Source organism: Peribacillus sp. NPDC097295, from assembly GCF_044761665.1.
GTDB lineage: Bacteria > Bacillota > Bacilli > Bacillales > DSM-1321 > Peribacillus.
This window is the reverse complement of sequence record NZ_JBIWCW010000006.1, coordinates 90,001-114,846: the sequence shown is the minus strand read 5'-3', so window position 1 is coordinate 114,846 and position 24,846 is coordinate 90,001. Positions and strand designations below refer to the sequence as shown.

The following is a 24,846-nucleotide window of genomic DNA, read 5'->3' as shown; positions in this document are numbered from 1 at the left end:
TATAACATGAATTTAAAAACGACGCTTGGCGGTAAAGTATATCATTTTACCAATTTAAAAGAAGTATTTGCAAAAGCAAACGAAGAAAAATCGGGAGATCGTCTCGCAGGGCTGGCAGCGGAAAACGTACAAGAACGTATCGCTGCTAAAACAGTCATCAGTGACATTACCCTTGCCGATATTCGAAACAATCCGTTTTTGCCCAGTGATCAGGATGAAGTTTCTGCCATTATTGAAGGCGACATAAATGAAAAGATTTATTCGAAAGTGAAAAATTGGAGTATTGCGGAATTACGTGAATACATCTTGAGCAATGAAATAGGTGACAGGGAGCTGAAACGGCTTAGTAAAGGACTAAATAGTGAAATGATTGCTGCAGTCACAAAGATAATGTCGAATTTGGACCTCGTCCATGCGGGAAATAAAATGGAGATTTTAACTACCTGCAATATTACTATTGGTCAGAAAGGTACTCTTTCATCAAGGTTGCAACCGAACCATCCGACCGACAATGTTGATGGAATGCTTGCATCCCTAAAAGATGGTCTTTCGTATGGAATTGGCGACGCACTAATTGGTATTAATCCGGTCAATGATTCTGTTGAAAGTGTGAAACGTCTTCTACATGCGACCAATGATTTTATACAAAAATGGAAGATTCCGACACAGAACTGCGTGCTTGCCCACATAAGTACACAGATGAAAGCTATTCGAGAAGGTGCACCTGCAGATATGATTTTTCAAAGTATCGCGGGAACAGAAGCGGCAAACCGTTCATTCGGGATTACTGCTGAACTGATTGCAGAAGCTAATGAATTGGCAAAAAGACAAGGTACAGGGACTGGGCCTCAGCATATGTATTTTGAAACGGGTCAAGGTTCTGAATTGTCCGCAGAAGCGCATTTTGGCATTGACCAGCTGACGCTTGAATCGCGTAATTATGGCTTTGCCCGCCATTATGATCCGTATATAGTCAACACAGTCGTCGGTTTTATTGGTCCAGAGTATTTATATAATAGCAAGCAGGTTATCCGTGCCGGGCTTGAAGATCACTTCATGGGCAAGATGCATGGCCTTCCTATGGGTGTAGACATTTGCTACACAAACCATATAAAAGCCGATCAAAATGACATTGAAGACCTGGGCGTTTTACTGACAGCCGCAGGTGTGAACTTCATAATAGCCACACCAATGGGTGATGACTGTATGCTGAATTATCAATCCATGAGCTATCACGACGTGGCTACATTAAATCAGCTTTTTGGAAAAACACCGGCACCGGCTTTTCTTGAGTGGTTAGAGAAAATGGGGATTTATGAAAATGGACACCTTGGTCCAAATGCGGGTAACATATCATTATTTTCGTAAAAAAGGGGGAAGCTTATCTTGCAAAATGAACAGCAGTTGCAACACATGAAAAATCCAGCTCAAAAAGATGCCGGTTTGATAGAAGAGTTACAAATGAAAACACCGGCACGCATCGCAGTAGGCCGGGCAGGGTCAAGACCAAAAACGAGCACTTGGCTTCAATTTCGGTTTGACCATGCAGCAGCAGTTGATGCAGTATACGGAGAAGTACCGGACGAATTGCTAAAGGAACTAGACTTATTTCAAGTTCAGACACGTGTTAGAGATAAAGAAGAATACCTTCGCCGGCCAGATCTTGGTCGCAAATTATCCGATGATGCAAAAGAAGTAATTAAAAAGAAGTGCAAGTCTTTACCTTGTGTGCAGATTGTCATCTCTAATGGGTTGAGCGCAAGAGCAATTGAAGAGAATGTGGAAGATGTGTATTTATCACTCGTTCAGTCACTCGGAAACTTAGGGATTGAAACAGGGACGCCTTTTTATGTTGATAAAGGGCGAGTTGCCCTAATGAATGAAATCGGGGAAATACTTCAGCCGGATGTTGTCATTTTACTGATTGGTGAGCGGCCTGGACTTGTTTCTGCTGAGTCACTCAGCGCATATTTATGCTATAAGCCGCGTATCGGGACGATAGAATCGGACCGGATGGTTGTCTCAAACATTCATAAAGGCGGCATTCCCCCTGTCGAAGCCGGTGCCTATCTTGGCACGCTTATTCAGAAAATTCTAAGATACGAAGCGAGTGGCATTTCACTTGTGGAAAAGGAGGGCTGAAAATTACAGCACGTTGAATTTCATGTCATTTCAAATGTCGATGAACAATTTGCTGAGATGCTATAGAGGGTTCGGCTCCTTACAGGCAAAAAGAACTTAAATCCTTGTATTATTAGGGTTTAAGTTCTTTTTACATCAAAGCGTAATTATTAAGCTTACATATACCGTCCACTATTTATATTGTAAAAAATTTACAATACAGCGGCGCAAGAATGTCTGTTTCCTTTCCACTAAGCTTCCAACTTATATTTATATATATGTATGTAGTCTAGAGGGCGGAGAACTTTCAATTTTCTTACCTTACTGTAATGCCTCTTAAGGATTCTGAATATTTCATTTCATTGCATGACGTCAACCCCTTTGGTACACTAGGCAGAAGTGCTTTTCGGATTATTGCTTGTATTTATTATCTAATAGAATAAATTCCTGAATAAATCATGTAGCGAGAAAGACTTTGGAATAATTACATAATAATTTACTGTGTTATTAATAATGAAAAATCATGTGTTCCCTCATGCGCGAGGGGCTTGTATGTTACAAGAATTTTCTTTGAAGAGATTGCATTAGTAATAAAATTAGGAGGAAGTAATGAATAATTATAAATTGACGATTCAATATGATGGTGGGCGCTATCAGGGCTGGCAACGACTTGGTAATAGTGAAAATACAATCCAGGGGAAGATCGAAAGTGTGTTAACGGAAATGGTAGGGGAACCGGTTGAAATCATCGGTTGTAGCAGAACGGATTCCGGTGTACATGCTCTTTCCCAAATAGCCAATTTTAAGAGTGATACAAATATGACTGAAGCAGAAGTCATGAATTACTTGAATCGATATTTACCTCGAGATATCAGTATTGTGGAAGTCACTTTAGTTCCCGAGCGTTTTCATGCCCGTTATAATGCTAAGGACAAGACGTATTTGTATAAGATCTGGAATGAGCAATATACAAATCCTTTCATGCGAAAGTACAGTATGCATGTTGACCAAAATCTGAATATCACAAGCATGAAAGAAGCTAGTCGATATTTTATAGGCAGTCATGATTTTACTGCTTATTCGAATGCAAAGTCCAAAAAAAAATCCATGGTGCGTGAAATCTATTCGATCCATATCGAAGACAATGCAGGTTTCATCGAAATTAGAGTGCGAGGCAATGGTTTTCTGTATAACATGGTTAGAAAGATTGTCGGGACGTTAATAGAAGTTGGGTTGGATGAGATAGATGCAAAAAATATCCCAGGTATTATAGAGTCGAAAGAAAGGGTCCAAACGGGTCGAATGGCAGATCCAGCTGGGTTATACTTGGAAAACGTAGAGTTTTAATGAAGGATAATCTAGACTGTTTATAATGAGTTGTTTATTTGACAGAGTGAGTTCAGGTAATTACACTCATTCCAGGTAACTTATATGGTGGGAGCGTTGCTAAGGCAATGTTTCCGCTCTGGTACTTAAATAAGAATATCGATACTCATTGATGAGAGAAAACTCTTAGATAAACTTTAAAAAACCAACTGAAACGGAACGACACCTCCAATGGTTAGATGGTGTGCAGTTCAAAACAGAAGGTTTTTTTTTATTATGTTCTTTGTTATTTAACACTTTTCAATTGGAGATTGTATTTCAAAGTTTCTTCGTCTGAATATAGTTTGTATCCAAGATTATCACTGTAGTTAAGGAAAACTTTTTTCGGAAGGTGCTTTTTAGACTCGTTTGATATTAATATAGGGACCCTATCGATTATGAACTTCTCATCATCTTTGTTCTGCTTGTCAATTTTCAATTCGTGTTCTACATAAATAGAACAGCTTCCAAGATAAATGGCTTCGATCCTGATTCCCTCATTCTCTTTAAAATCCACTTTTTTAAGCTGTTCTACTGCTGCTTTTTTGAGCTCAATATTCATTTAAACACACTCCCATTATAAATATTTTCTATTTTTTCATAGCACAAGTTAATCCGCAATTATTAGGGCTGGTTAATTATTCTATTTATTCCTATACCCAATTGTTGATAAATTAATGTGCCCGGTTACTTTTAGAAGAGGGTTAAAATCTGAAGGGAGCAAGAGGCAATGTTAATAACCATGCCTAGGAAACGATTCTATAGGCATGATTTTTTTGATATAATATAGTATTTTGTTTGACGAGTGGTCTAATATACATACCAAAATTTAATAAAACTATATTTTCATAAGAGTCAGAAAATTATTTGACTTTGGTATAACAATATTATAATATGTTATTAACACATTTGGTACTATATTTCATTATTGGAAAAGTAAGCGATTACATTTAGCTTGTTTTAGAGAATAACACTTTGATTCTTCATTTTTTTAATAGAAAATCTATATTTTAGTAGCGAGAAATTTAGGAGACGCCTGCTATATAAGGTTTTCCTATAAATAACTTAAAATCAGAATCAGCATGTTCAGTTAAAGAAAAGTGCTGTTCAATTGAATGAAGGAGGTTTTTACAATGGTAGAAAATATAGAGCAAAAAGGTTCAAAAGTTGTTCGTACAGTACTTGGTCCGGTGCCTTCTCGAGAACTGGGTGTTGTTCTTGTGCATGAAACACTGCTTTCCGTGGTTCCTGGTGCGGAATTTGCACCAGAAATCGACATGGACAAGAGTGAGATTTTCGAAGTATTGAAACGAAAGCTAATCGATTTCCGCCGTAATGGAGGTAAAACAATTGTTGATTATAGCGGTATGTTTCACGGTCGTGATGTAAAACTCTATGAAACTCTTTCTAAGACTACTGGTGTACATATTATCGCTTCTACAGGCTTAGGGCCTCAGAAGATGTTAAGTGGTTACTTTACTACGCCACAAAAGAATCCTCCTACACCTTGGTCGGCAGAACAATTTTCGGAATTATTCAAAAAAGAGGTAGTAGAAGGAATCGTGGTACCACGTATAGAACGATCAGGTCTGGCAGGATTGGTTACATCCATTGCTACTCAAAGCGGCATTACAGCAATCGAACAGCAACTTTTCCGCGGTAGTGCACAGGCTGCACTGGCAACAGGAGTACCTGTATCTGTACAATATGGTGCCGATGCCGTAAATGATTTGGAAGTAATCATGAACGAAGGCCTTGACGCGAGCCGTATTATTATCGGAGATCTTGATTGTCTGGATGCTGTTGAACGGGAAGAAGCATTTGCTATTGCAGAACGAGGTGCGTATGTGGCATTAGATCATGTTGGCTGGTCTGCACCAGAAGGCTATATTAATGATACAGAACGTTCCGAGTTAATCGCTGAACTATTTGCAAAAGGTCATGGAAAGCGCTTACTTATTTCAACCAATGCAGTCGGTGTTGCAAAAGGCCATGAAACAAAGGATCTAGGCTATGATTACTTGCTGACAAAATTCGTACCGATCCTACGTAAGGCAGGCATAACGGATGAACAGATTCGTATTTTACTAGAAGAAAATCCACAGCGTGTTTTGACTGCAGCAACTTCAGTTATTGCAAAAAAGGAAGCGGTTGTCGGTGCGCAAAAATAAAAGGTGAGGAGTGAATGAATGATGGGTAAGGTAAATACGGTTCTAGGAACAATCGCGACAGAAGATTTGGGAATTACAGCTATGCATGAACATATTGGGTTCGGTCTTCCGGGCTGTGATTTAGATACACAATGGTGGAAAAAACCTGAAGAAGCCTTTGAAGTGACCATCCAAAAGTTACGCCGTTTCCATGAACATGGTGGTAAGACATTCGTGGATTGCACAGGAATCGGTAATGGGCGAGACGTGGAATACTTCCAAGTGCTTTCACGCAGAACGGGCGTCAATATTGTTGCAGTTACAGGTTTTGTAGCGGGTGACTCGGCGCTTCCGTATTTCCGTGAAAAATCAGTAGAATATTTAACAGATTTATTCATCCATGAGATTACGATCGGAATTGACGGTACAGGCGCAAAAGCAGGGGCTGTTAAAGTCGGAGTGAGCCGTGGTGGCAAGCTTAACGAACTTGACAAAAGGATTTACCGCGCAGCTGCACGGGCAGCTATGAAAACGGGTGTTCCGATCATCACGCATCTGTGCGTGGATCCCGAAACAGCCATCGCTATCTTCAATGAAGAGGGTTTGCCGCTTAATCGTGTTCTGATGGGGCATGCCGATGAAGGACCAAGCGTTAATGAAGAACGTGATTCTATGATTGCAAGTTTAGGAGGATATGTAGGGTTCGACACAATCGGCTACGATACAGAAGCCGATGGGGCACCATATTGGGCACGACCTCGTCAAGACCGGGTTGAACATTTCATTCGTTTCATGGACAAAGGATATTTGGATCGGGCTGTCATTTCAGCGGATGCCAACTGCTGTGCGTTGGGGTGGCCGGGATTAAAAGGACATTCCGTCAACTATCTGTTTGAGGAATTTATTCCTGACCTTATAAAAGCAGGCGTTAGTGCAGACGTAGTTGAACAACTTTTAGTCCGCACTCCTGCAGATATTCTTACCATGCAGGAGCCAAAAGAACCTCTTAGCAACAGAAAAGCTGATGTGTTCGCAGCTATAAAATAAAAACAGAATGGTGCCCGGCTTATTGGAGCCTAGCACTCTTCCTTCAGGTATGTGGATCACAGTGTGGCGATACGGTATGGAATCAACAGGATGGACGGAGGTAGTATCATGAATATTAAAGGAAAGGCTTATATTGCTGGAGCGTTTGAGCATCCACTACGTAAAGCCCCAGATAAATCAGTTGCCGCGATACATGCTGAATGTGCTAGCGGCGCTTTGGCAGATGCTGGCCTCACATTTGAGGATGTGGATGGATATTTCTGTGCCGGTGATGCACCTGGTGGTGTTCTATCAATGGTGGATTATTTAGGCCTTAACGTACGACATTTAGATAGTACGGATATTGGGGGATCTTCTTATATCGCCCATGTTTCACACGCAGCACAAGCGATAGTAGCGGGAAAATGTAATGTAGCATTGATCACGATGGGCGGTCGTCCCCGTTCAGAAGGAAGAAGCGGAGTTAAACAAAAATTAGTAGGCTTAAATGTTCCGGATGGACCTTTTGAACTCCCTTATGGACCGACTGCGGTAAATGAGTATGCGATGGCTACGATGCGACATATGCACGAATTCGGTACGACAAGTGAACAGTTGGCATGGGTTAAAGTGGCAGCTTCACATCATGCCAAGTACAATCCACATGCGATGCTACGTGATGTCGTTACAGTAGAAGATGTAATTTCCTCTCCGATGATTGCCGATCCTTTACATCGATTAGATTGTTGTGTCGTAAGTGATGGTGGCGGGGCAATCGTAGTGGTGAGTCCAGAAATAGCAAAAAGTCTGAAACGTCCGCTTGTCAGAGTAATGGGAGCTGGAGAATCATCTAAAGGCTTAAAGGGTGGAAAAGTTAATCTTACCTATAGCGGTGCTATATGGTCAGGGGCTTCAGCTTTTGAGGAAGCTGGGGTTACGCCTCAAGACATTAAATACGCCTCCATCTATGATAGCTTTACCATTACTGTGTTAATGCAACTGGAGGATTTAGGTTTCTGTAAAAAGGGCGAAGGCGGAAAGTTTGTGGCTGATGGAAACCTGATATCAGGTGTTGGTAAGCTACCAGTCAATACCGATGGTGGAGGATTGAATAATAATCACCCAGCTAGCCGTGGTGGAATCGTGAAGGTGATAGAAGCTGTGCGCCAGCTTCGTGGAGAGGCGCATTCAAAGGTGCAAGTAAACAATTGTGATCTTGCATTAGTTCATGGTACTGGCGGAGGACTTGCAAGCCGTCATGGCAGTGCAACATTGATCTTGGAGAGGGTGTAGATCATGGCAACTATGTATGAATCCAGAAAAATGTCCGTCCCTGAAATTCATCCTGAACACAAGGAATATTGGGATGCTGCTACAGAAGGAAAGTTACTTATAAAACAGTGTGATTCTTGTGGTGAATATCACTATTATCCACGTATGTTGTGCCCGTTTTGCATGAGTGATAAGACGATATGGAAAGAAGCGAACGGTACTGGCAGTATCTACACATATAGTGTGATGAGAAAAGGAACTCCGTATGCGATAGCTTTTGTTACGCTCGATGAAGGTCCGAAAATGATGACGAATATAGTAGACTGTAATCTTGATGCTGTGCATATAGGCCAAAAAGTAAAAGTAGTCTTTAAGCAAAGCGGAAATCAAGAGGATCCAGGACCGTTTATACCGTGCTTTTCACCGATTGTAATTGAATAAATATCCATTCCATAAATATTAATTTTCGGAATCTTAAGAACTTGGTGGAACACATATATGGAACACAAAAAATACTTACAAAGATTTAAGCAGACAAGGAGCGATTGAAATGATCATCACTAAGGACGCAAGCATTCAAATGCGAGATGGCGTACATATCGCGGCAGATATATACCGTCCTGAAGGCGCGGAAAAAGTTCCAGCCTTGCTGGCGTTAAGCCCATATGGTAAAGAGCTGCAAGCACAAGCCCTAACATTACCTCCGCAAGCACGCCCAAGCCATCTTTGGAATGGGGCGATCGAAGCTGGGGATATTCATGAAGTAGTATCCCGGGGATATGCCCATATTATCGCTGACGTACGCGGAACAGGCGGCTCTGAAGGACAAATGTGCGGGAACTATAATTCTGGGGGCCATGGAGATGGGAAAGACATCTATGATCTCGTAGAATGGTTGGCAGAACAAGATTGGTGCGATGGCAACATCGGGATGATTGGTATTTCATACTTTGCATCCGTTCAAATTTTAGGCGCGGCAGAGCAACCGCCGCACTTGAAAGCAATCTTTGCAAACGGAGGCCACTTTGATCTTTATGAACTTTGTTATCACGGCGGAATTATGTGGTTAATGCCACGTGCTTCTCGTGAAGGACGTGGTGGCGATAGCGGGAATGCGTTTAATAACGTTGCAAGTAAGAGCTCGAAAGTATTCACGAAAGAAGAACTTAAGCGAATGACGCAGGAGCGATTAAAAGATCCAGATATCGCGCATTGGTCAGATTTCGTCCACCTTTTACATTACCAAGACCGTCATGAATTATGGATGGATTACTTGTTGAATCCACTTGATGGAGAGTTCTGGCAAGCGGATTCGGCTATAGAAGTAGCCCACAAAGTGACAATCCCGACTTATTTCCAAGCGAAATGGGGACGTGGTTGGAATGTTGAAGGTACACTTGAATGTTTCGAAAAAGTATCAGGAATCAAAAAGCTCGATATTCAAGCGCTACCACCTATGTTGGAGCGTCCATTCCATGAAAATCATGACGAAATGTTCCGTTGGTATGATTACTGGTTAAAAGGCATCGATACAGGCATTATGGATGAACCATCCGTACAGTTCTCTGTAGAAGGTTCTTACAAATGGCGGGGAGGAGAACATTGGCCATTGCCATACGAAGAGAAGAAAGAGTTCTATTTGCGTCCTCGCCACAAAATCAGTGACAAACCAGAGCCATTACCTTCTGAGTATGCTCATCCTGATGGTTTCTATCAAGCACCATTAACAGTCACGACGAAATCAGAAAATATTAAATGGACTAGTGATAAATTCCTTGAGCCTGTTGAAATGACAGGCACAGGTGCCTTGTACTTACATGTTGAAATCGATACAGATGATACAAACCTTATTGCGAAACTTTACGATGTGGATCCAAGTGGCAAACGCACTTTAATGACTTCAGGTTATTTAAAAGCATCACATCGTGAATTAAATGAAGAAAAATCAAAATATGGTGAGCCGTGGCACCCACATAAGCGAGCGGTACCTGTAACACCTGGTGAAATTAACGAGTATGCAATTCGCTTATATCCTTTTTCCTTCTTAATTAAACCAGGGCATCGAATTGAATTGGAACTTGCGTGCAACGAACCACTTGATGGAGAAGATGCAAAATTATTACCGCCAGACAGCTACCATTTACCATCTGGTCGTGCTACGACCCACAAAATCTATCGTGATAGAAATCACCAATCGCGTTTAGTGCTGCCGGTCATTCCAAAAGAATTCAATGTATTGAACATGCCGAATACAGCTGAAACAGAAGGTACAGCAAAATAAGCGTCACTAAAAGGCGCTCTGGGGACAAATGAATGAGAGGGGTAAAACAAATGGTGAATTCAGTAAGTGTCATCCCGATTGAATGCAAATTTGGTCCTACGTCTGCGTATGCCTACTATATTGATGCACCGGAACCTGCAATCGTTGATACAGGGATTGCGTCATCCGCCTTCCAAGAGATTGAGGCTGTTCTTAACCAGCATGGTCGGCGAATCGAGGATATACGCTGGATTTTGCTTACCCACGGACATGTTGACCATCTCGGCAGCGCCCGAGCTGTTTGGGAGAAAACTGGAGGTCGCGCAGAAATTGTGATACCTCAAAAGGAAGCATACTTACTTCGTGACCGTCGTGCACACATAATAGATTACAAAGGTCTCCAAGGAAAATACCTTGATTCCGAAACCCAAGAAAAGCATACGGCAATCCTGATGAATGATATTGGGGGGGATTTGGAACCAACGGTAGAAGTGGCTGATGGTGATCAAATATCACTTGGTGGCGAGGTGTCGATCACTGTAGTGGAAACGCCAGGACACTCAATCGGATCAGTGACCTTTGTACTTGATGGCTTAGGGTGGGCATTTGTTGCTGACGCCGTGCAAATGTATGGTGGTGCAAAAAGCGGCATTCCCACAATTGAGTCTCCTGCTCTTTATCGTCAAAGCTTGCAGCGCCTTCTCGAGGAAATTCATCCTAAGCGTCTTTACTTAGGTCATCATTTCTTGAATTCAAGCGGGGAAACGGTCAGTGAGCAAGTGGATGGAGAGGAGGTTTCAGTGATACTTCGGGATAGCCTTGAAATGGATGCGAAGTTAGCTGAAATGGTCTGCAGACATTTAAGAGAAAATGTACCATCCAATCCGGACGATGAATTGTATGGACCATTTAAATCGATTGCAGATGAGCTGAATTATACAGGGAATCCACGGAATCTGCCTTGTGCTTTCTTTGTTACGATGAATGGTTATAGAGAAGAACTGGTTGGTGTATATGAAAAATGAGAGGGTGAATTCTAGATGATCCAAAAGAAATACGAAAGTGCAGCAAAAGCTGTTGCTGATATGCAAGATGGAGCAACGCTGCTTGTCGGAGGGTTTGGTGGGAGTGGACTTCCCTCACATCTAGTTGCTGCCCTTACAAAGCAGGGAGCTAAGAATCTGACAGTGGTTTCCAATAATATTGGCGCAGTTAGTGATGGTGTAGCGGCGCTTATCAGCAACAATCAAGTACGAAAGATTATTTGCTCTTTCCCTGTTGGTCCACATGCCGACGAACTGATCAAGCGGATGGAAGATGGGAGTATAGAGTTAGAGATAGCTCCTCAAGGAACATTAGCAGAGCGTATCCGTGCAGGCGGTGCGGGAATCCCGGCCTTTTACACACCGACAGCCGCACATACGGAACTTGGAGAAGGCAAGGAAACGCGCGTGTACAATGATCGTTTGCATGTCTTGGAGAATTCCATAACAGGTGACTATGCATTTATCAAAGCCCATCAAGCGGACCGTTGGGGCAATCTTGTTTACCGAAAGACTCAGCGTAACTTCAACCCAGTAATGGCAACAGCTGCCCAAATAACAATTGCTGAGGTAGAAGAAATCGTTGAAGTCGGTGAAATTGATCCGGAGGTAATCGTAACACCGAGCGTATATGTACATCGTTTAGTAAAACTAGATGCGCAAAGTGAAGGGAAGGTGTTAGTGAATGGATAGAGATCAACAGGCGATAGGATGGACAAAAATCGAGTTAGCTTCTCGGGTAGCTCAAGACTTAGAAGATGGATGGTTCGTGAATCTTGGTATCGGTTTACCGACACTTGTTGCTGATGTAATCCCTGAAGGAAGGGAAATTATTCTGCATAGTGAGAATGGTCTTCTAGGATTAGGTCCAAAACCCGAACCGGGTGAAGAGGACATGGACCTTGTCAATGCTGGTAAAGAACCTATCACGTTAAAACCGGGCGGTTGCTTCTTTTCACAATCAGAATCATTTGCCATGATTCGTGGTGGGCACCTTGATGCTGCCATTCTTGGCGCATTCCAGGTTTCGATGTATGGCGATCTTGCTAGCTGGAAACTCCCAAACGCTCCCCTTGGTCGTGTCGGAGGAGCCATGGACCTGACCGTTGGTTCAAAGAGGGTCTTTCTCTGCATGCAGCATACAAGTAAGGGGTTGCCGAAAATCGTTGAGGAATGTTCGTATCCGTTGACTGCTCCTCGTTGTGTAGACCGAATCTATACAAATCTTGGAGTGATTAACGTGACAGATGATGGCCTTGTCGTCCAGGAACTTGCTCCTGGCGTTACATTTGAACACATGCAGGAACATACCGCAGCTCCGCTTAAAATTCATACGACCAGTGAATGGCAAGCAGAAACTCTGAACAAGCATGACTAAGTACACGAATACCATAGATCGCAGCTCAGCTGTGCCGCTTTATAAACAAATCAAGGAAATCTTGATTGAGGAATTACAAGCCGCTGACAGTGGGAATGGTCGCCCCTTCAGCACAGAGCATGAACTTGTTAATCGCTTTAGAGTGAGCCGTGCACCAGTTCGTCAGGCACTGAAAGAGCTAGTCAATGAGGGATATATTTACCGAGAGCGGGCGAAAGGCACGTTCCCTGTCCAGGAACTCCCCGTCCGGCCTCCAGGATTAGAGTTAGGGGGCTTGGTTGGTTATCTTCGTGATCAAGGATTGGCTTGTACTTCAAAAATATTAAGTGTTGATCGTGTGTTCCCCACAGATAAACTGTGTGAAATCCTAGGGCTTGAGCCGATGGATAAGGTCTTGAGGACCTCCCGATTAATCAAGCTCAAAGGGAAACCTTTGGTATGGACGCAGACTTATTTAATTGTTTCGGAAGAATTTCAGCCAAATGCAGGGGAGCTAGAGGATGCCGACAGTGTATTCGTACTACTTGAAAGAGAACAAGGCATTTATATTTCGCGAGGCGATCACCAGATATATGCTTCAGGTGCGAACAGTATGGAGACAGAGATTTTGGGTATTAACAACGGGGACCCCGTTCTCATAATAGAGACAAAGTTATACACGCGAAATGATCGTCTTATCGGCTGGAGAAGGGCGATTCATAAAGCTGACGACTATAAATTTTCTTTCTCGGTGAACCGTTAAGACTTATACCATTTGAAAAGAAGAAGAACGAACTGTACGATCAAACATCACGAGTCTCATCATCGTACTTTATACGACTGGGGGGGTTGGGGTGCCTCGAATAAACATTGTCGATGTTGTGAATGAAGGGAAATTCAATCGTTTTCATATTGGCTTATTAATATGCTGCTGTATCATTATCACTTTTGATATGTTCGATCTAGTAATCTATAGTTCTGTCATACCGATCCTGATGAAGGAATGGTCCATATCCACTGTTCAAGCAGGCGTTATGGGCAGTTATGGAATTTTTGGAATGATGATTGGGGCCATACTATTTGGGATATTGGCTGACAAATTCGGAAGAAAGAACATCCTGATTTTATGTGTGGTCTTATTCAGTGTATTTACATTTTTATGCGCATTCGCACCAGGTCCAACCACGTTTTCCCTTTTTCGATTTATCGCTGGGGTAGGGATTGGCGGTGTTTTGCCCAATGTGATTGCCTTAATGACGGATTATGCACCGAAGCATATGCATAACATGATGGTATCCATCGTCATGTGCTGTTTTTCTGTAGGTGGTATTTTAGCGGGGCTAATAGGAATATACTTTATCCCTCACTTGGGATGGAAAAGCGTTTACTGGGTGGCGGCGCTTCCCATTTTACTTATTCCTTTCATGGTCAAGTATTTTCATGATTCACCTGCTATTCTTTTAGTGAAAGGACGGTTAGATGAACTAAGGTTGGTACTTACAAAAGTGAATAAGAAGGTAACCCTTGCCCCGGATGTTGAATTTGAACCAATCAGCGTCAGCGAGAAAGATTCTGGATCTCCTGTCGCGGCATTGTTTCAAAACCGCCGCGCACAAGGTACCGTGATGATCTGGATTGCCTTTTTCATGTGCTTGTTAATGATTAACGGAGTCACTACTTGGCTTCCTAATTTGATGTTGAATGCAGGCTATGCTCTTGGTTCAAGTCTACGGTTCATGATTGTATTCAATGTCGGAGCTATCATTGGAACGTTAATCTTTGGTAGTCTTGCAGATAAATTCGGTGTAAAAAAAGTGCTTGTTCCAATGTTCATTGTTTCGGCAATTAGCATGACGTTCCTTGGATTTAAAAATGATGTGTTGCTACTATATGTAATTGTTGCAATCACCGGTGCATGTACAATGGGGGCTCAAAATATTTCTTACTCCTTTGTTTCACAATACTACCCTTCATTAATGCGTTCAACTGCAATAGGTTTTGCCTCAGGAATTGGAAGAATAGGAGGTATAGTAGGGCCGACCTTCGGGGGCTATCTATTTACTCTTAATCTATCTGCGCAAATGAATTTCGTTTCGTTTGCGATTCCTGGCATTATCGCAGCTATTGCCTTTTCATTCGTACCTTTAAAACTTGCTTTTGAAAATAAAATGATAAAAAAACCTGCATAGGAGGGAAATAGTATGAAAACATCAGAATTAAGAATTGTAATCATTGGCGGCGGCATCGGTGGTGCTTCGGCTGTACTCGCGTTAAAATCAAGAGGAATTCGTGCAGATGTGTATGAGCAAGCACCTGTTTTGGGAGAGGTTGGCGCTGGGATCGGCATTCGTCCCCCGACTGTAAACTGTTTTAAAAAATGGGGCATATACGAAGATATAGAAAGAGTGACTTCAAGAAGTGATCACATGGAAATCATAGCGGGAGACGACCAAGTATTCATTAAAGAAGCATGGCCTGTTTTGACGGATGACACTTCAGAAGCATACGCTCGTTTAATTCACCGTGCGGATTTATTAGATACCCTTATCTCCCATATCCCTGAAGACCAGCTTCATTTAGACCACCGTCTAACGGAAGTGATTGATCACGGGGACTATGCGGAAGTGAAATTTGCCAATGGGAAGACAATTGAAGCTGATCTCGTGATTGCTGCCGACGGTATTCGTTCACCAATTCGAGATCAAGTATTAGATAAACAGGAACCTGTCTATTCTGGTTACCTAGCCCACCGTGCATTGATTTCGACAGAAGCAGCATTAGGCATGGCTTCACAGGATAATATTTTACGTATCTACGTAGATGGTGATAGTTCAGTCTATTTAATGCCATTAGAAGGACGCGACCAAGTGTCTGTTGATGTCACGGTTCCTGGTAAGTTCGCATGGCGCCCTGAAATAACAAAAGAAGAACTAATGGAGAGCATTAAGGGCTTCGGTCCTACCATCCAGAAAATTGTTAATCGTATCGATATGAAGAATATCGTTACCCGTCCTTTATGTGACCTTGAGCCCATGACAAAATGGAGCACAAAATGTGTAACGTTGATTGGCGACGCTGCTCATGCAATGCTTCATAATCAAGGCCAAGGGGCTAACATGGCCATTCAAGACGGTGAAGTATTAGCTGAAGCAATTGTTGAAGCTGAAACAATTGCAGAAGCATTACAGGTATATGAAGAGAAACGTAAACCAATTACGAAACTTTACCAGGATTTATCCCGTCTATTCCCTACGGACAAAGCTGAAACCGCTTTCCCTGAAAAGGCGCATTTTTAAGATGGTGGAAGTAAAGAGTCGTTTGTCGAACTTAATAATGATGAAATAAGGAGGATTTTACAAATGCCAGTACATCCTGAGATAAAAAAAATCCTGGACTCCATTCCAGAATCAGATCCAAATCAAAAAATCATTCCGGAAGAACATAGAAAAATGTTCGATGCTCCCGCTATACCATTTGAAAAACGTGTGCAGGTGTATTCTATTGAAGAAAGAAACATTCCGACTTCAGAAGCGGATATACCGGTAAGAATCTATACGCCGGCAGAAGGGGATTCTTTTCCTTTACTCATGTATTTTCATGGTGGCGCCTTTTTCTCAGGGAATTTAGAAAGCCATGATGAAGTGGCTCGCCCGCTATGTATGGAATCTGGCTACAAAGTCATTTCCATTGGGTATCGTCTTGCTCCTGAATACCCATATCCAGCAGCATTAGATGATTGTTATAATGTCACGAAATGGGCGATAGAACATAAGGAAGAATTAAAGTGGGACGAGCAAAATCTCGCTCTTAGTGGTGATAGTTCTGGCGGTAACTTAGTCGCTGCGGTTTCTCTAAAGGCCCGTGACCAACAGGAGTTCACTATTACAAAGCAAGTATTATTTTATCCATCTCTCGATCTTGATTTCAGTGAATTTCGTTATCCCTCATTAGTGGAAAATGGAAAAGGTTATTTTGTGGAAAGTGCTCAATTAGCAGAACTGAATTCCTTCTACTTAAAAGGAAATGCAGATACGGATAATCCACTTGTTTCACCAATTAGAGAAGAAAATTTAGAAAACCTTCCATCAGCGCTTATCATCACCGCAGAATATGATCCATTCCGAGATGAAGGTGAATTATTTGCTGAGAATTTGAAAAAGTCCGGTGTGCCCGTTGAAACTAAAAGATATGCAGGTGTTACTCACGGTTTCTTAGGCAAATTCACACATCTAGAGGAATATAAGGATGTCTACAAGCATACAGGTGAATTTTTAAAATCTAAGTAGGTAAAAAAATAGAATAATAGTAATTATATGGAAGTGATTATCGTACAGAAAGTAGAGGCGTTGCGTTTGATCACTTCCATTTTATGATGTCAGTCTTCTAAGAAATCATTCAAATCGATATTTGCATCCCTCAATCGAAACTACTTCTTCTTGTGTATTCCTTTCAACAAGACTCTCCCGTAATGAGTTATGACCCTTTAAGCAAGTTTTTAGTGGGTACCGTCTATATTAAATTCCTGAGGATGACCCGAAATCATACCATTTATTGAGTAGGCAATTGTCTAAAGAAATAATCATTTGAAAGACGAGCTCAATAAAGTAAGGGCTTATATTTTAGTTTTTGTCGTTAAATGACAGGTAATATTCCTTTAATGAGTTAGAGGGGTTAAAGAAGAAAACCATTAAACATGAAACCATCTTTGTAGCTCAATCGGTCATGAGCATTCAGAATTTTTTGTAATCTATTCCATTGCATCTATCTTTGGTTAATTTTTAATTATTGGATGATTAAAAGGTAATACAATGACCTTTGCCAACCAGACGTTTATCTAATCGACTCGGTATCAAGGTATTTTAGGATCCATCTTTAACTAGCAATACAGGAAACGGAAATTTAGGAGGGCGTTTTATAATGGAAAAAAGGAAGTTTTGGAGTTATGAAAACAAATTAACCGCAATCTTTTTCTTCTCAATTGGTTTTGTGTTTTTTGATCGGTTAGCCATTAATTATCTTATTCCCTTTATGCAGGAAGATTTTAGTTTGACTAATACACAAATCGGTTTAGTCAGTGCAGCATTAGCCTTAACATGGTCTATCTCAGGACCACTGGGTGGATATATATCAGATAAAGCGAAAAGCAAGAAAGCTGTTTTGGCAACATTTGTTGTCCTCTTCTCGGTTGTTTCTTTATCACACGGTTTCGTTGGATCATTCGCTATGCTCTTTGTTTTACGTTTAGTGATGGGAATTGTGGAAGGACCAATCATTCCGATTACACAGTCGATTATTGCCGTTGAGTCCTCTGAAAACCGACGTGGTTTTAACACAGGGTTCACGATGAACACTGGGAATGCTGTATTCGGTAGCTTTTTGGCCCCACTTGTAATTGTTGCGTTAGCAAATGCATTTGACTGGCATACAGCTTTCTACTTAACTATCATCCCTGGAATTATTTTATCAATGGTTATTTTGAAATTTGTGAAAAACCCGAAAAAGCTAGAACAGGTAGGTACTTCGGAAAATGAAAAAATAAATTTTAAAGAAGTCATCAAACACCGTAACATTTGGTTATCGATTATTATTTTCAGTTGCTTTATGACATTTCTAATGGCGTTCAGTATTTACACGCCACTCTTCCTTGTAAATGTTAAAGGAGTTTCTTCAAGTACGATGAGTCTCATTATGGCGGCATTTGGAGCTGGGTATGCAATCTTTGGAATCGTCATACCAGCGTTTTCAGACCGACTAGGGAGAAAGCCAATATCCATAATCTTCGGTATCTGTTCTATATTGTTGCCATTTTCATTGATTTTCGTTGATTCTGTGTCGATGCTGATGATATTAGTATTTTTTCTATCTGCAGGTTCAGGTGTGGGCTCGATCGTCATGTCGGCGGTTCCAGTTGAATCAGTTCCCTTTAAATTTGCAGGAGTAGCAGTCGGTTTAGTTATTGGGATAGGAGAGTTATTTGGAGGTTTTTTAAATCCCATTTTAAGTGGTATGGCTGCTGACAATTGGGGTCTTACAGCTCCGCTTGTCATTAGCTCTAGTGCAGCATTTCTTGCCTTCCTATGTTCATTCTTCATGATCGAATCTTTACCATCTAAAGTTCGAGAAACTGAAGAACAGGAACTCGGTACTAGTAGTGTAACAGTATAGGTACTTAGCTTACCCACTTTTTCAATGGGGAGGACCGCATTATAACGAATGATTATTAGAGGCTACCACTTTAGCTATGAAGGGAGCTAGCCTCTTTTCTGTATTCATGAAGGCATTAATGCAGTTCAATACATGAAAAGGGTAAGTTTTATATTGATAGAAGAAATGCTATAATAGGATACTCAGGTAGATTAGGTAGTCTAGATCCTAATTGAAAGGAAAGTATCCGAAACTTCTTCCTTTGTTTAATTCGGAAACACTATCGGAGGTGTGTATTATGAATAAAAAATGGACTATTGAAAATATCCGTGATTATGTCACGAAGAATTCCGATAGTGAATTACTTTCTACTGAATATCTTGGGTACTCTCAAAAACTACAGTTTAAATGTTCATGCGGAAATGTTTTTGAAAAATCTTTCACTAAATTCAAAGGTAGCAATCAGAGAAGCTGTTCGGATTGTTCAGAACCTAAAACTTCGCGTTGAGGTTTATAAATCTCTTATCGTAATGAAACTAAAAAAATCGTTCAACATGCTGAGAATTCAGAAGTTGAGCGACTTTTTGTTTATTAGGGCTATTATAAGGTTGCCATGTGGCGGCCTTTTTAATGTACATTCCTATTTATTTTCCAGTATGGAAGTATTTTTATGAATACTTGCTAATACAATTTTAAAGAATTCTTTTTGTTTGGCATGAGATTGGGGGCATAGTATGAAATGGAATGGAAACTCCCAAGATTCAATTATGGGAATAGCTACTGGAATGTTTGTTGCACGGTCATTAGATGAAATTCGCTTTTGGTCTAGAATTATGAAGGAACACTCTTTATTTCTTAAGTTAGGTTTCAGATGTGACGATACACAGTTAATTGAAGAAGCTAATCAGTTTTATCAATTGTTTGAAAAAATTGAACAACATTCGCATTCTTATACTAATCAAACCGATCCAGAACAAATTAAAAGATTTAATTCGGAAGTTCAACTGGCCGCCACAGGTATATATGCCTTTAAGCGAAAAGTGTTAGGGCTGATTCTTACCTGTCAATTACCAGGAGCAAACAATTTCCCTCTTTTAGTGGATCATACAAGTCGGGAAGCGAATTATTTTAGAAAACGGTTAATTGAATTAAATGAAGGGAAGTTAAAACCACTTCCCGATGCAATAATCAAAGAGAATGTTTTTTTCTTAAGAATTATGGCCGATCATGCCAAATTCATTGGACATCTCCTTGATCCATCAGAAAGAAAGCTTGTGGATATGGCAAGAGAGTTTAGCAATGATTTTGATCAATTGTTGTTTCAGGCTACAGATTTAGAATCTATGAAGCCACAATCAAAGACTCTTCCTCTTTTAGACCAGTTTCTTGATCAGAATAGGGTGTCTGTAGTCTCACTTCGAGATTTCAAGAAAACAGCTCGGGATCTAATTGAAGAATGTAAAATTAAGAGCATTATCCATCCTTTATTAGCAGACCATGTTTTCCGTGAAGCCGAAAGATTCCTTGAAATTATCGATATGTTCGAAGCGCACCTTACAGAAACCTAAATAAGAAGATTTCAATTCCTCAAGGACATGGGGATTTTTATTTTAAGAGGCTGCCAATTGGTGGCTTTTTGTATGTACAATTCTTAAACAAATCTTACATCTTGATTTAAATAAAAAATTCTCTTATGAAGCTAACTGGGCATGATAGTTGGAGTTGAATCTTACATTAAAATAAAAATAATCAAGGGTTCAGATCATAGCAGCGTCAATGTCTTTTATTTACTAATCTCACTTGTATTAATCATTCCTTTACAATAGATACTACTTTTTACTTATATTTAATATATTACGAATCTTTTTGTAGTAAAATAATGGGAAAAAATAATATAATTACATTAAAATTTATACCTATAAATTATATGCATCACCATGAATCTAAAAAGATGGTTTAAATGGAGGGTCTAAAATGAAGTTTCCACATGATTTTTTATTCGGCGCAGCTTCTGCTTCTTATCAAATAGAAGGGGCATGGAGTGAAGACGGTAAAGGTGTAACAAATTGGGATGTCTTTTCAAAGATACCAGGGAAAACGTATGAGGGCACAAACGGAGATGTAGCGATAGACCATTACCATCGTTACAAAGAAGATATTAAATTAATGGCAGAGATGGGACTTGAATCGTACCGTTTTTCCATTTCATGGGCTCGTATTTTGCCCACAGGGGACGGAGAGGTCAATGATAAAGGGTTGGAATTTTATAATAATGTCATTAATGAATGTTTGAAATATGGGATTGTTCCATTTGTCACACTGTATCATTGGGATTTGCCTCTGGCGCTTGAACAAGAAGGGGGCTGGACGAATAAGCGAACGGCTAAGGCCTTCGTTAAATATGCAGAAATTTGCTTTCGGGCCTTCGGTGACCGCGTCAAACATTGGATTACATTCAACGAGACGGTAGTGTTTTGTGGATTAGGCTATTTAAAAGGAGCACATCCGCCTGGGATCCAAAACGATGTGAATAAATATTTTCAAGCGACACACTATGTGTTTTATGCGCATGCAAAAGCGGTTGAAGTCTATAAGAAACTAAAATCTTTTGGGGAGATCGGAATCACACATGTTTTTTCACCTGCTTATAGCATCGACGATACCTATGAGAATAAAGCGGCAGCTCGTCATGCGAATGAATATGAAACTTTTTGGTATTATGACCCCATTTTAAAAGGTGAATATCCTTCTTATGTAGTTGAACAGTTACAGGCGAAAGGCTGGACGCCAAGTTGGACGGAAGAAGAACTAGATACGCTAAAAAGAAATGCAGAGAAAAATGATTTTATCGGACTGAATTACTACCAGCCGATGCGTGTAGAGAAAAACCATGAAGTTGCGTCCATTGACCATTCAAGAGAATCATCTACTCTAACTCCAGGAAATCCATCTTTTGATGGCTTTTACCGAACTGTAAAAATGAAAAATGGCACCTATACAAAATGGGGATGGGAAATCTCAGCTCAAGGATTTTTAGATGGTCTGCATATGTTAAAAGAGCGGTATGGTGATATTAAAATGTATGTAACCGAAAACGGACTTGGTGATGAAGACCAGATAATTGATGGTGAAATAGTGGATGTCCCCCGTATTAAATATATTGAAGAACATTTAAAAGTGGTTAAGCAGGCAATCACTGATGGTATTCATTTAAAAGGGTATTATGCCTGGTCTGCCATTGATCTATTAAGCTGGTTAAATGGATATAAAAAGCAATACGGATTCATTTACGTAGATCATCAAGATCAACTGAAGCGGAAGAAAAAGCTCTCATTTCATTGGTATAAGCATATCATTGAGACAAGAGGAGAAGAGCTGTAGCCAAGAGTTTTATGTATAAAAGGCTGAAAAGATTGAACGGATAATAGAGAGAGTATATGACTGTTAAATATAAAAAGTAGCTGATAGTTTAGAACGGGAAATTTTGGATGGGAAATTTGATGACACGAAAAAGTTGCCCACGGAAGAAGAACTGTTAAAAAATTATGAAGTGAGCCGAAATACCATTCAAAAAGCAGTTACTCAGTAGGTCAATCGAGGCTATATCTATCAAGTACAAGGCAGTGGAAATGTTTTTACGAGAAAAATCTGTAACAGACTATATAAATTTAGGGAGTCTTAGGGGTTTAACACAAGATTTGTCATCTAAAATAATAGAGACAAAAGTTATGGATTTACATGAAATAGAGGCTGACAAATTAATTAACTGCAAAAAAATTGATGAAGCAAGTGCGAGGGTTTTACAGGTTAATGCGTTAGATCCAGCGTTAATTAGTGAAAATACAGTTTGCTTAACTAACGGAACTATCTTTGAATTTTCGAAATCTATATTTCATTATCAAAAAGCAAAAATCTTAAATCGAATCAATTTTAAATAAAAATTGTAAAATCAATTAAATTGGGTGCCCCTAAGGACACCCACATAGTCCCTTAAGAGGGCATACCTATTATAGCTTTAGGTTCAAGGAATTCTTCAATTCCGTAATCGCCCCATTCACGACCGATTCCTGACTGTTTAAAACCGCCGAATGGTGCTGAAAAGTCCGTTTTGGAATTGTTAACCGTGATTTGGCCAGCTCGAATGTTCGAGGCCACTTTTATTAATTCTTCCGGGTTCGTACCAAATACATAGCCGGCTAAGCCATATTTAGTATCATTGGCTATTTCGATGGCCTCATCGATGTTTTCATAAGTGAGAATGGACATGACAGGTCCAAAGATTTCCTCTTGAGCAATGGTCATGTCGTTTTTTACATCGGTGAAAACTGTGATTTTGGTGAAATAACCCTTATCCAGTCCTTCTGGTTTTCCCGGTCCTCCAGCTACAAGGGTAGCTCCTTCTTCTGTACCTTTTTTAATATAGGACTGGACGGTTTCCCACTGTTCCTTGGATACTTGCGGTCCCATAAAGGTGTTTTTATCTTGTGGATCGCCTACTGGGAAGTCTGGCAGTGCTTCTTTGACTGCTTCGATGAATTCATCATGCATCGATTTTGGAATGAGGGTCCGGGTTGCCGCCGTACATACTTGTCCGGTATTCATCGCAACATTTAAGATAGCTGTTTTCGCGGCTTCTTTAACATTTGCGTCTTTTAAAATGACTAATGGGGATTTTCCTCCGAGTTCAAGTGACACTTTCTTTATATCTTGGGCAGCATTTTCCATGATTTTTGTACCTACGCCACCAGAACCGGTAAAGGAAACAAAATCAATGTCGGGATGAGAACTGATTGCGTCCCCAATGGTTGATCCAGATCCATTAACTAAGTTGAATACACCTTTAGGTAAACCAGCTTTATCGAATATCTCTGCTAAAATGATTGCTGCATAGGGTGTCATAGCTGCCGGTTTAAGAACGACAGTGCTACCTGCGGCAAATGCACTCGCTAGTTTGGTGGAAGGTTGATTGGTTGGGAAATTCCACGGTGTAATAAGTCCAGCCACGCCGATTGCCTCTTTTTTAATTAATGTGTTCCCACGTTGCTCAGTGAATTCGAAGGTTTTAAGAAGTTCTGCTGCTTTTTTGAAGTGTTGTAAGCCCATCTCGTATTGTACTTGTTCAGTACGTGTAACAGGAGATCCTAACTCTTCGGTCATAACCTTAACCAGATCATCTTTACGCTTTTCATATTCTTTAGCAATATTCTCTAAAAGTTGAATTCTATCTTCTTTTTTCATTCTGGAGAAGGAAGGGAAGGCTGCACGGGCCGCTTTAACTGCCCGATCAACATCTTCTTTAGTGCCAGCACTAATTTTTCCTATTACTTTTTCTGTTGCCGGATTTATAACATCAATCGTTTCAGAACCTGTGGAATCCACCCATTCGCCATTAATATATTGTTGTGTATAGTTACGCATATTTCCAGCTCCTTTTTTCATTTTTTCTTATAAGGTATTTTCCCGGTATAATGACGAATAAACTTAAAAACACACATCCTTGTTTTAGATGTGTGTTTTGGGAACCGGTAATTACATAACTATAGACGGGTAAAAAAGGATAGGAGCAGGTATTTCAAAAAGTCCCCAAAAGTCAAGGTCACTTCATGTACTCCCTAATATTGTCTGGAATCATTACTACTTCGGTTTTTAGATCGACCGGTCTAAATGTTTCATCGATACATTCTTTCCAATACTCTAAATGCTTCTTATCTATCCAGTGATCGGAATCGTTCACTTCCAGCCCATTTTCCCCTTGTATGGAGTACCAATATAGATACTCATCACCATTTAACAGCTCTCTAAATATGGTTTCAACATACATCTTTTCACCTTCAAGCGTTATTAGCACATCATTCATATTTTGGTTTAAAAATGCTAACCATTCATCAACTTGCCCTGATTTTCCTTTTTTTACTTTAAATCTTGTAAGTTCTACATTCATATTTTTCCCCCATTTGATTTATTTTTTATACATTACATATTTTAGTTAGTTTTTAAAAAAATAACAATTTTTACTTCTGCATTAAGGAAGTATACTGGATATGATAGGATGAACTAGGGGTTGGTTACATTTCAACATAGTCTAACTTGGGATCGAAGGAAAGTTAG

The 24,846-nt window shown here is 40.4% G+C and carries 21 protein-coding genes and 2 pseudogenes; 20 read left to right on the top strand and 3 right to left on the bottom strand.

Annotation, left to right across the window (positions count from 1 at the left end; translation table 11 throughout):
* The first annotated feature begins 6 nt into the window (after positions 1-6).
* The 3 genes and pseudogenes from ACIQXN_RS12675 to truA all read left to right on the top strand — a co-directional run bounded on the left by ACIQXN_RS12675 (position 7) and on the right by truA (position 3,468).
* Positions 7-1,368 (top strand): ethanolamine ammonia-lyase subunit EutB, encoded by a 1,362-nt coding sequence (locus ACIQXN_RS12675; protein WP_402966861.1) that lies wholly within the window; start codon positions 7-9, stop codon positions 1,366-1,368.
* Between the two features lie 54 nt (positions 1,369-1,422).
* Positions 1,423-2,142: pseudogene (eutC, locus tag ACIQXN_RS12670) on the top strand (ethanolamine ammonia-lyase subunit EutC); the annotation flags it as partial.
* Positions 2,143-2,730: 588 nt separating this feature from the next.
* A complete protein-coding gene (gene truA, locus ACIQXN_RS12665) occupies positions 2,731-3,468 on the top strand; it encodes a tRNA pseudouridine(38-40) synthase TruA (protein WP_402966859.1) in 738 nt (245 codons plus the stop codon).
* Positions 3,469-3,733: 265 nt separating this feature from the next.
* Here the strand turns inward: truA and ACIQXN_RS12660 are convergent, their stop codons facing one another.
* On the bottom strand, positions 3,734-4,048 hold the full coding sequence (locus ACIQXN_RS12660; RefSeq protein ID WP_402966857.1) for an iron-sulfur cluster biosynthesis family protein: 315 nt from the start codon (positions 4,046-4,048) through the stop codon (positions 3,734-3,736).
* A gap of 571 nt (positions 4,049-4,619) precedes the next feature.
* Here ACIQXN_RS12660 and ACIQXN_RS12655 point away from each other — a divergent pair.
* From ACIQXN_RS12655 to ACIQXN_RS12575, 17 genes and pseudogenes are all read left to right on the top strand, one after another.
* Positions 4,620-5,657, top strand: coding sequence for a phosphotriesterase family protein (locus ACIQXN_RS12655; RefSeq protein WP_402966855.1), 1,038 nt, complete (start codon positions 4,620-4,622; stop codon positions 5,655-5,657).
* A gap of 21 nt (positions 5,658-5,678) precedes the next feature.
* Positions 5,679-6,683 (top strand): phosphotriesterase family protein, encoded by a 1,005-nt coding sequence (locus ACIQXN_RS12650; protein ID WP_402966853.1) that lies wholly within the window; start codon positions 5,679-5,681, stop codon positions 6,681-6,683.
* A gap of 108 nt (positions 6,684-6,791) precedes the next feature.
* Positions 6,792-7,955 (top strand): thiolase domain-containing protein, encoded by a 1,164-nt coding sequence (locus tag ACIQXN_RS12645; protein WP_402966851.1) that lies wholly within the window; start codon positions 6,792-6,794, stop codon positions 7,953-7,955.
* Positions 7,956-7,958: 3 nt separating this feature from the next.
* On the top strand, positions 7,959-8,375 hold the full coding sequence (locus ACIQXN_RS12640; protein ID WP_402966849.1) for a Zn-ribbon domain-containing OB-fold protein: 417 nt from the start codon (positions 7,959-7,961) through the stop codon (positions 8,373-8,375).
* A 109-nt stretch (positions 8,376-8,484) separates the two neighbouring features.
* A complete protein-coding gene (locus tag ACIQXN_RS12635; protein ID WP_402966847.1) occupies positions 8,485-10,215 on the top strand; it encodes a CocE/NonD family hydrolase in 1,731 nt (576 codons plus the stop codon).
* A gap of 50 nt (positions 10,216-10,265) precedes the next feature.
* Positions 10,266-11,219 (top strand): MBL fold metallo-hydrolase, encoded by a 954-nt coding sequence (locus ACIQXN_RS12630; RefSeq protein ID WP_402966845.1) that lies wholly within the window; start codon positions 10,266-10,268, stop codon positions 11,217-11,219.
* Between the two features lie 15 nt (positions 11,220-11,234).
* Positions 11,235-11,930 carry a 3-oxoacid CoA-transferase subunit A gene (locus ACIQXN_RS12625; RefSeq protein WP_402966843.1) on the top strand — a complete coding sequence of 232 codons (696 nt, stop codon included), beginning with the start codon at positions 11,235-11,237 and terminating at the stop codon, positions 11,928-11,930.
* Positions 11,923-12,615 carry a 3-oxoacid CoA-transferase subunit B gene (locus ACIQXN_RS12620; protein ID WP_402966841.1) on the top strand — a complete coding sequence of 231 codons (693 nt, stop codon included), beginning with the start codon at positions 11,923-11,925 and terminating at the stop codon, positions 12,613-12,615. Before ACIQXN_RS12625 ends, ACIQXN_RS12620 begins: the two co-directional genes overlap by 8 nt.
* Positions 12,608-13,357: a GntR family transcriptional regulator gene (locus ACIQXN_RS12615; RefSeq protein ID WP_402966839.1), complete on the top strand. Its 750-nt coding sequence runs from the start codon at positions 12,608-12,610 to the stop codon at positions 13,355-13,357. Before ACIQXN_RS12620 ends, ACIQXN_RS12615 begins: the two co-directional genes overlap by 8 nt.
* Before the next feature lie 91 nt (positions 13,358-13,448).
* Entirely contained in the window at positions 13,449-14,783 is a 1,335-nt protein-coding gene (locus ACIQXN_RS12610; RefSeq protein WP_402966837.1) for an MFS transporter, read from the top strand.
* Between the two features lie 12 nt (positions 14,784-14,795).
* Positions 14,796-15,890: an FAD-dependent oxidoreductase gene (locus tag ACIQXN_RS12605; protein WP_402966835.1), complete on the top strand. Its 1,095-nt coding sequence runs from the start codon at positions 14,796-14,798 to the stop codon at positions 15,888-15,890.
* A 63-nt stretch (positions 15,891-15,953) separates the two neighbouring features.
* The gene (locus ACIQXN_RS12600; protein ID WP_402966833.1) at positions 15,954-16,880 is read left to right on the top strand and encodes an alpha/beta hydrolase; all 927 of its coding nucleotides are present in this window, start codon (positions 15,954-15,956) and stop codon (positions 16,878-16,880) included.
* A gap of 631 nt (positions 16,881-17,511) precedes the next feature.
* Positions 17,512-18,759 (top strand): MFS transporter, encoded by a 1,248-nt coding sequence (locus ACIQXN_RS12595; RefSeq protein WP_402966831.1) that lies wholly within the window; start codon positions 17,512-17,514, stop codon positions 18,757-18,759.
* Between the two features lie 277 nt (positions 18,760-19,036).
* Positions 19,037-19,246: a hypothetical protein gene (locus ACIQXN_RS12590; protein ID WP_402966829.1), complete on the top strand. Its 210-nt coding sequence runs from the start codon at positions 19,037-19,039 to the stop codon at positions 19,244-19,246.
* 226 nt (positions 19,247-19,472) lie between these two features.
* Positions 19,473-20,306, top strand: a complete 834-nt coding sequence (locus ACIQXN_RS12585; protein ID WP_402966827.1) for a DUF2935 domain-containing protein — start codon at positions 19,473-19,475, stop codon at positions 20,304-20,306.
* A 406-nt stretch (positions 20,307-20,712) separates the two neighbouring features.
* Entirely contained in the window at positions 20,713-22,119 is a 1,407-nt protein-coding gene (locus tag ACIQXN_RS12580) for a GH1 family beta-glucosidase (RefSeq protein WP_402966825.1), read from the top strand.
* A gap of 56 nt (positions 22,120-22,175) precedes the next feature.
* A pseudogene (locus ACIQXN_RS12575) lies at positions 22,176-22,676 on the top strand (GntR family transcriptional regulator).
* A gap of 52 nt (positions 22,677-22,728) precedes the next feature.
* Here ACIQXN_RS12575 and ACIQXN_RS12570 read toward each other — a convergent pair.
* A complete protein-coding gene (locus ACIQXN_RS12570) occupies positions 22,729-24,156 on the bottom strand; it encodes an aldehyde dehydrogenase family protein (RefSeq protein ID WP_402966823.1) in 1,428 nt (475 codons plus the stop codon).
* A gap of 178 nt (positions 24,157-24,334) precedes the next feature.
* Entirely contained in the window at positions 24,335-24,679 is a 345-nt protein-coding gene (locus ACIQXN_RS12565) for a DUF6176 family protein (RefSeq protein ID WP_402966821.1), read from the bottom strand.
* Positions 24,680-24,846: the final 167 nt, after the last annotated feature.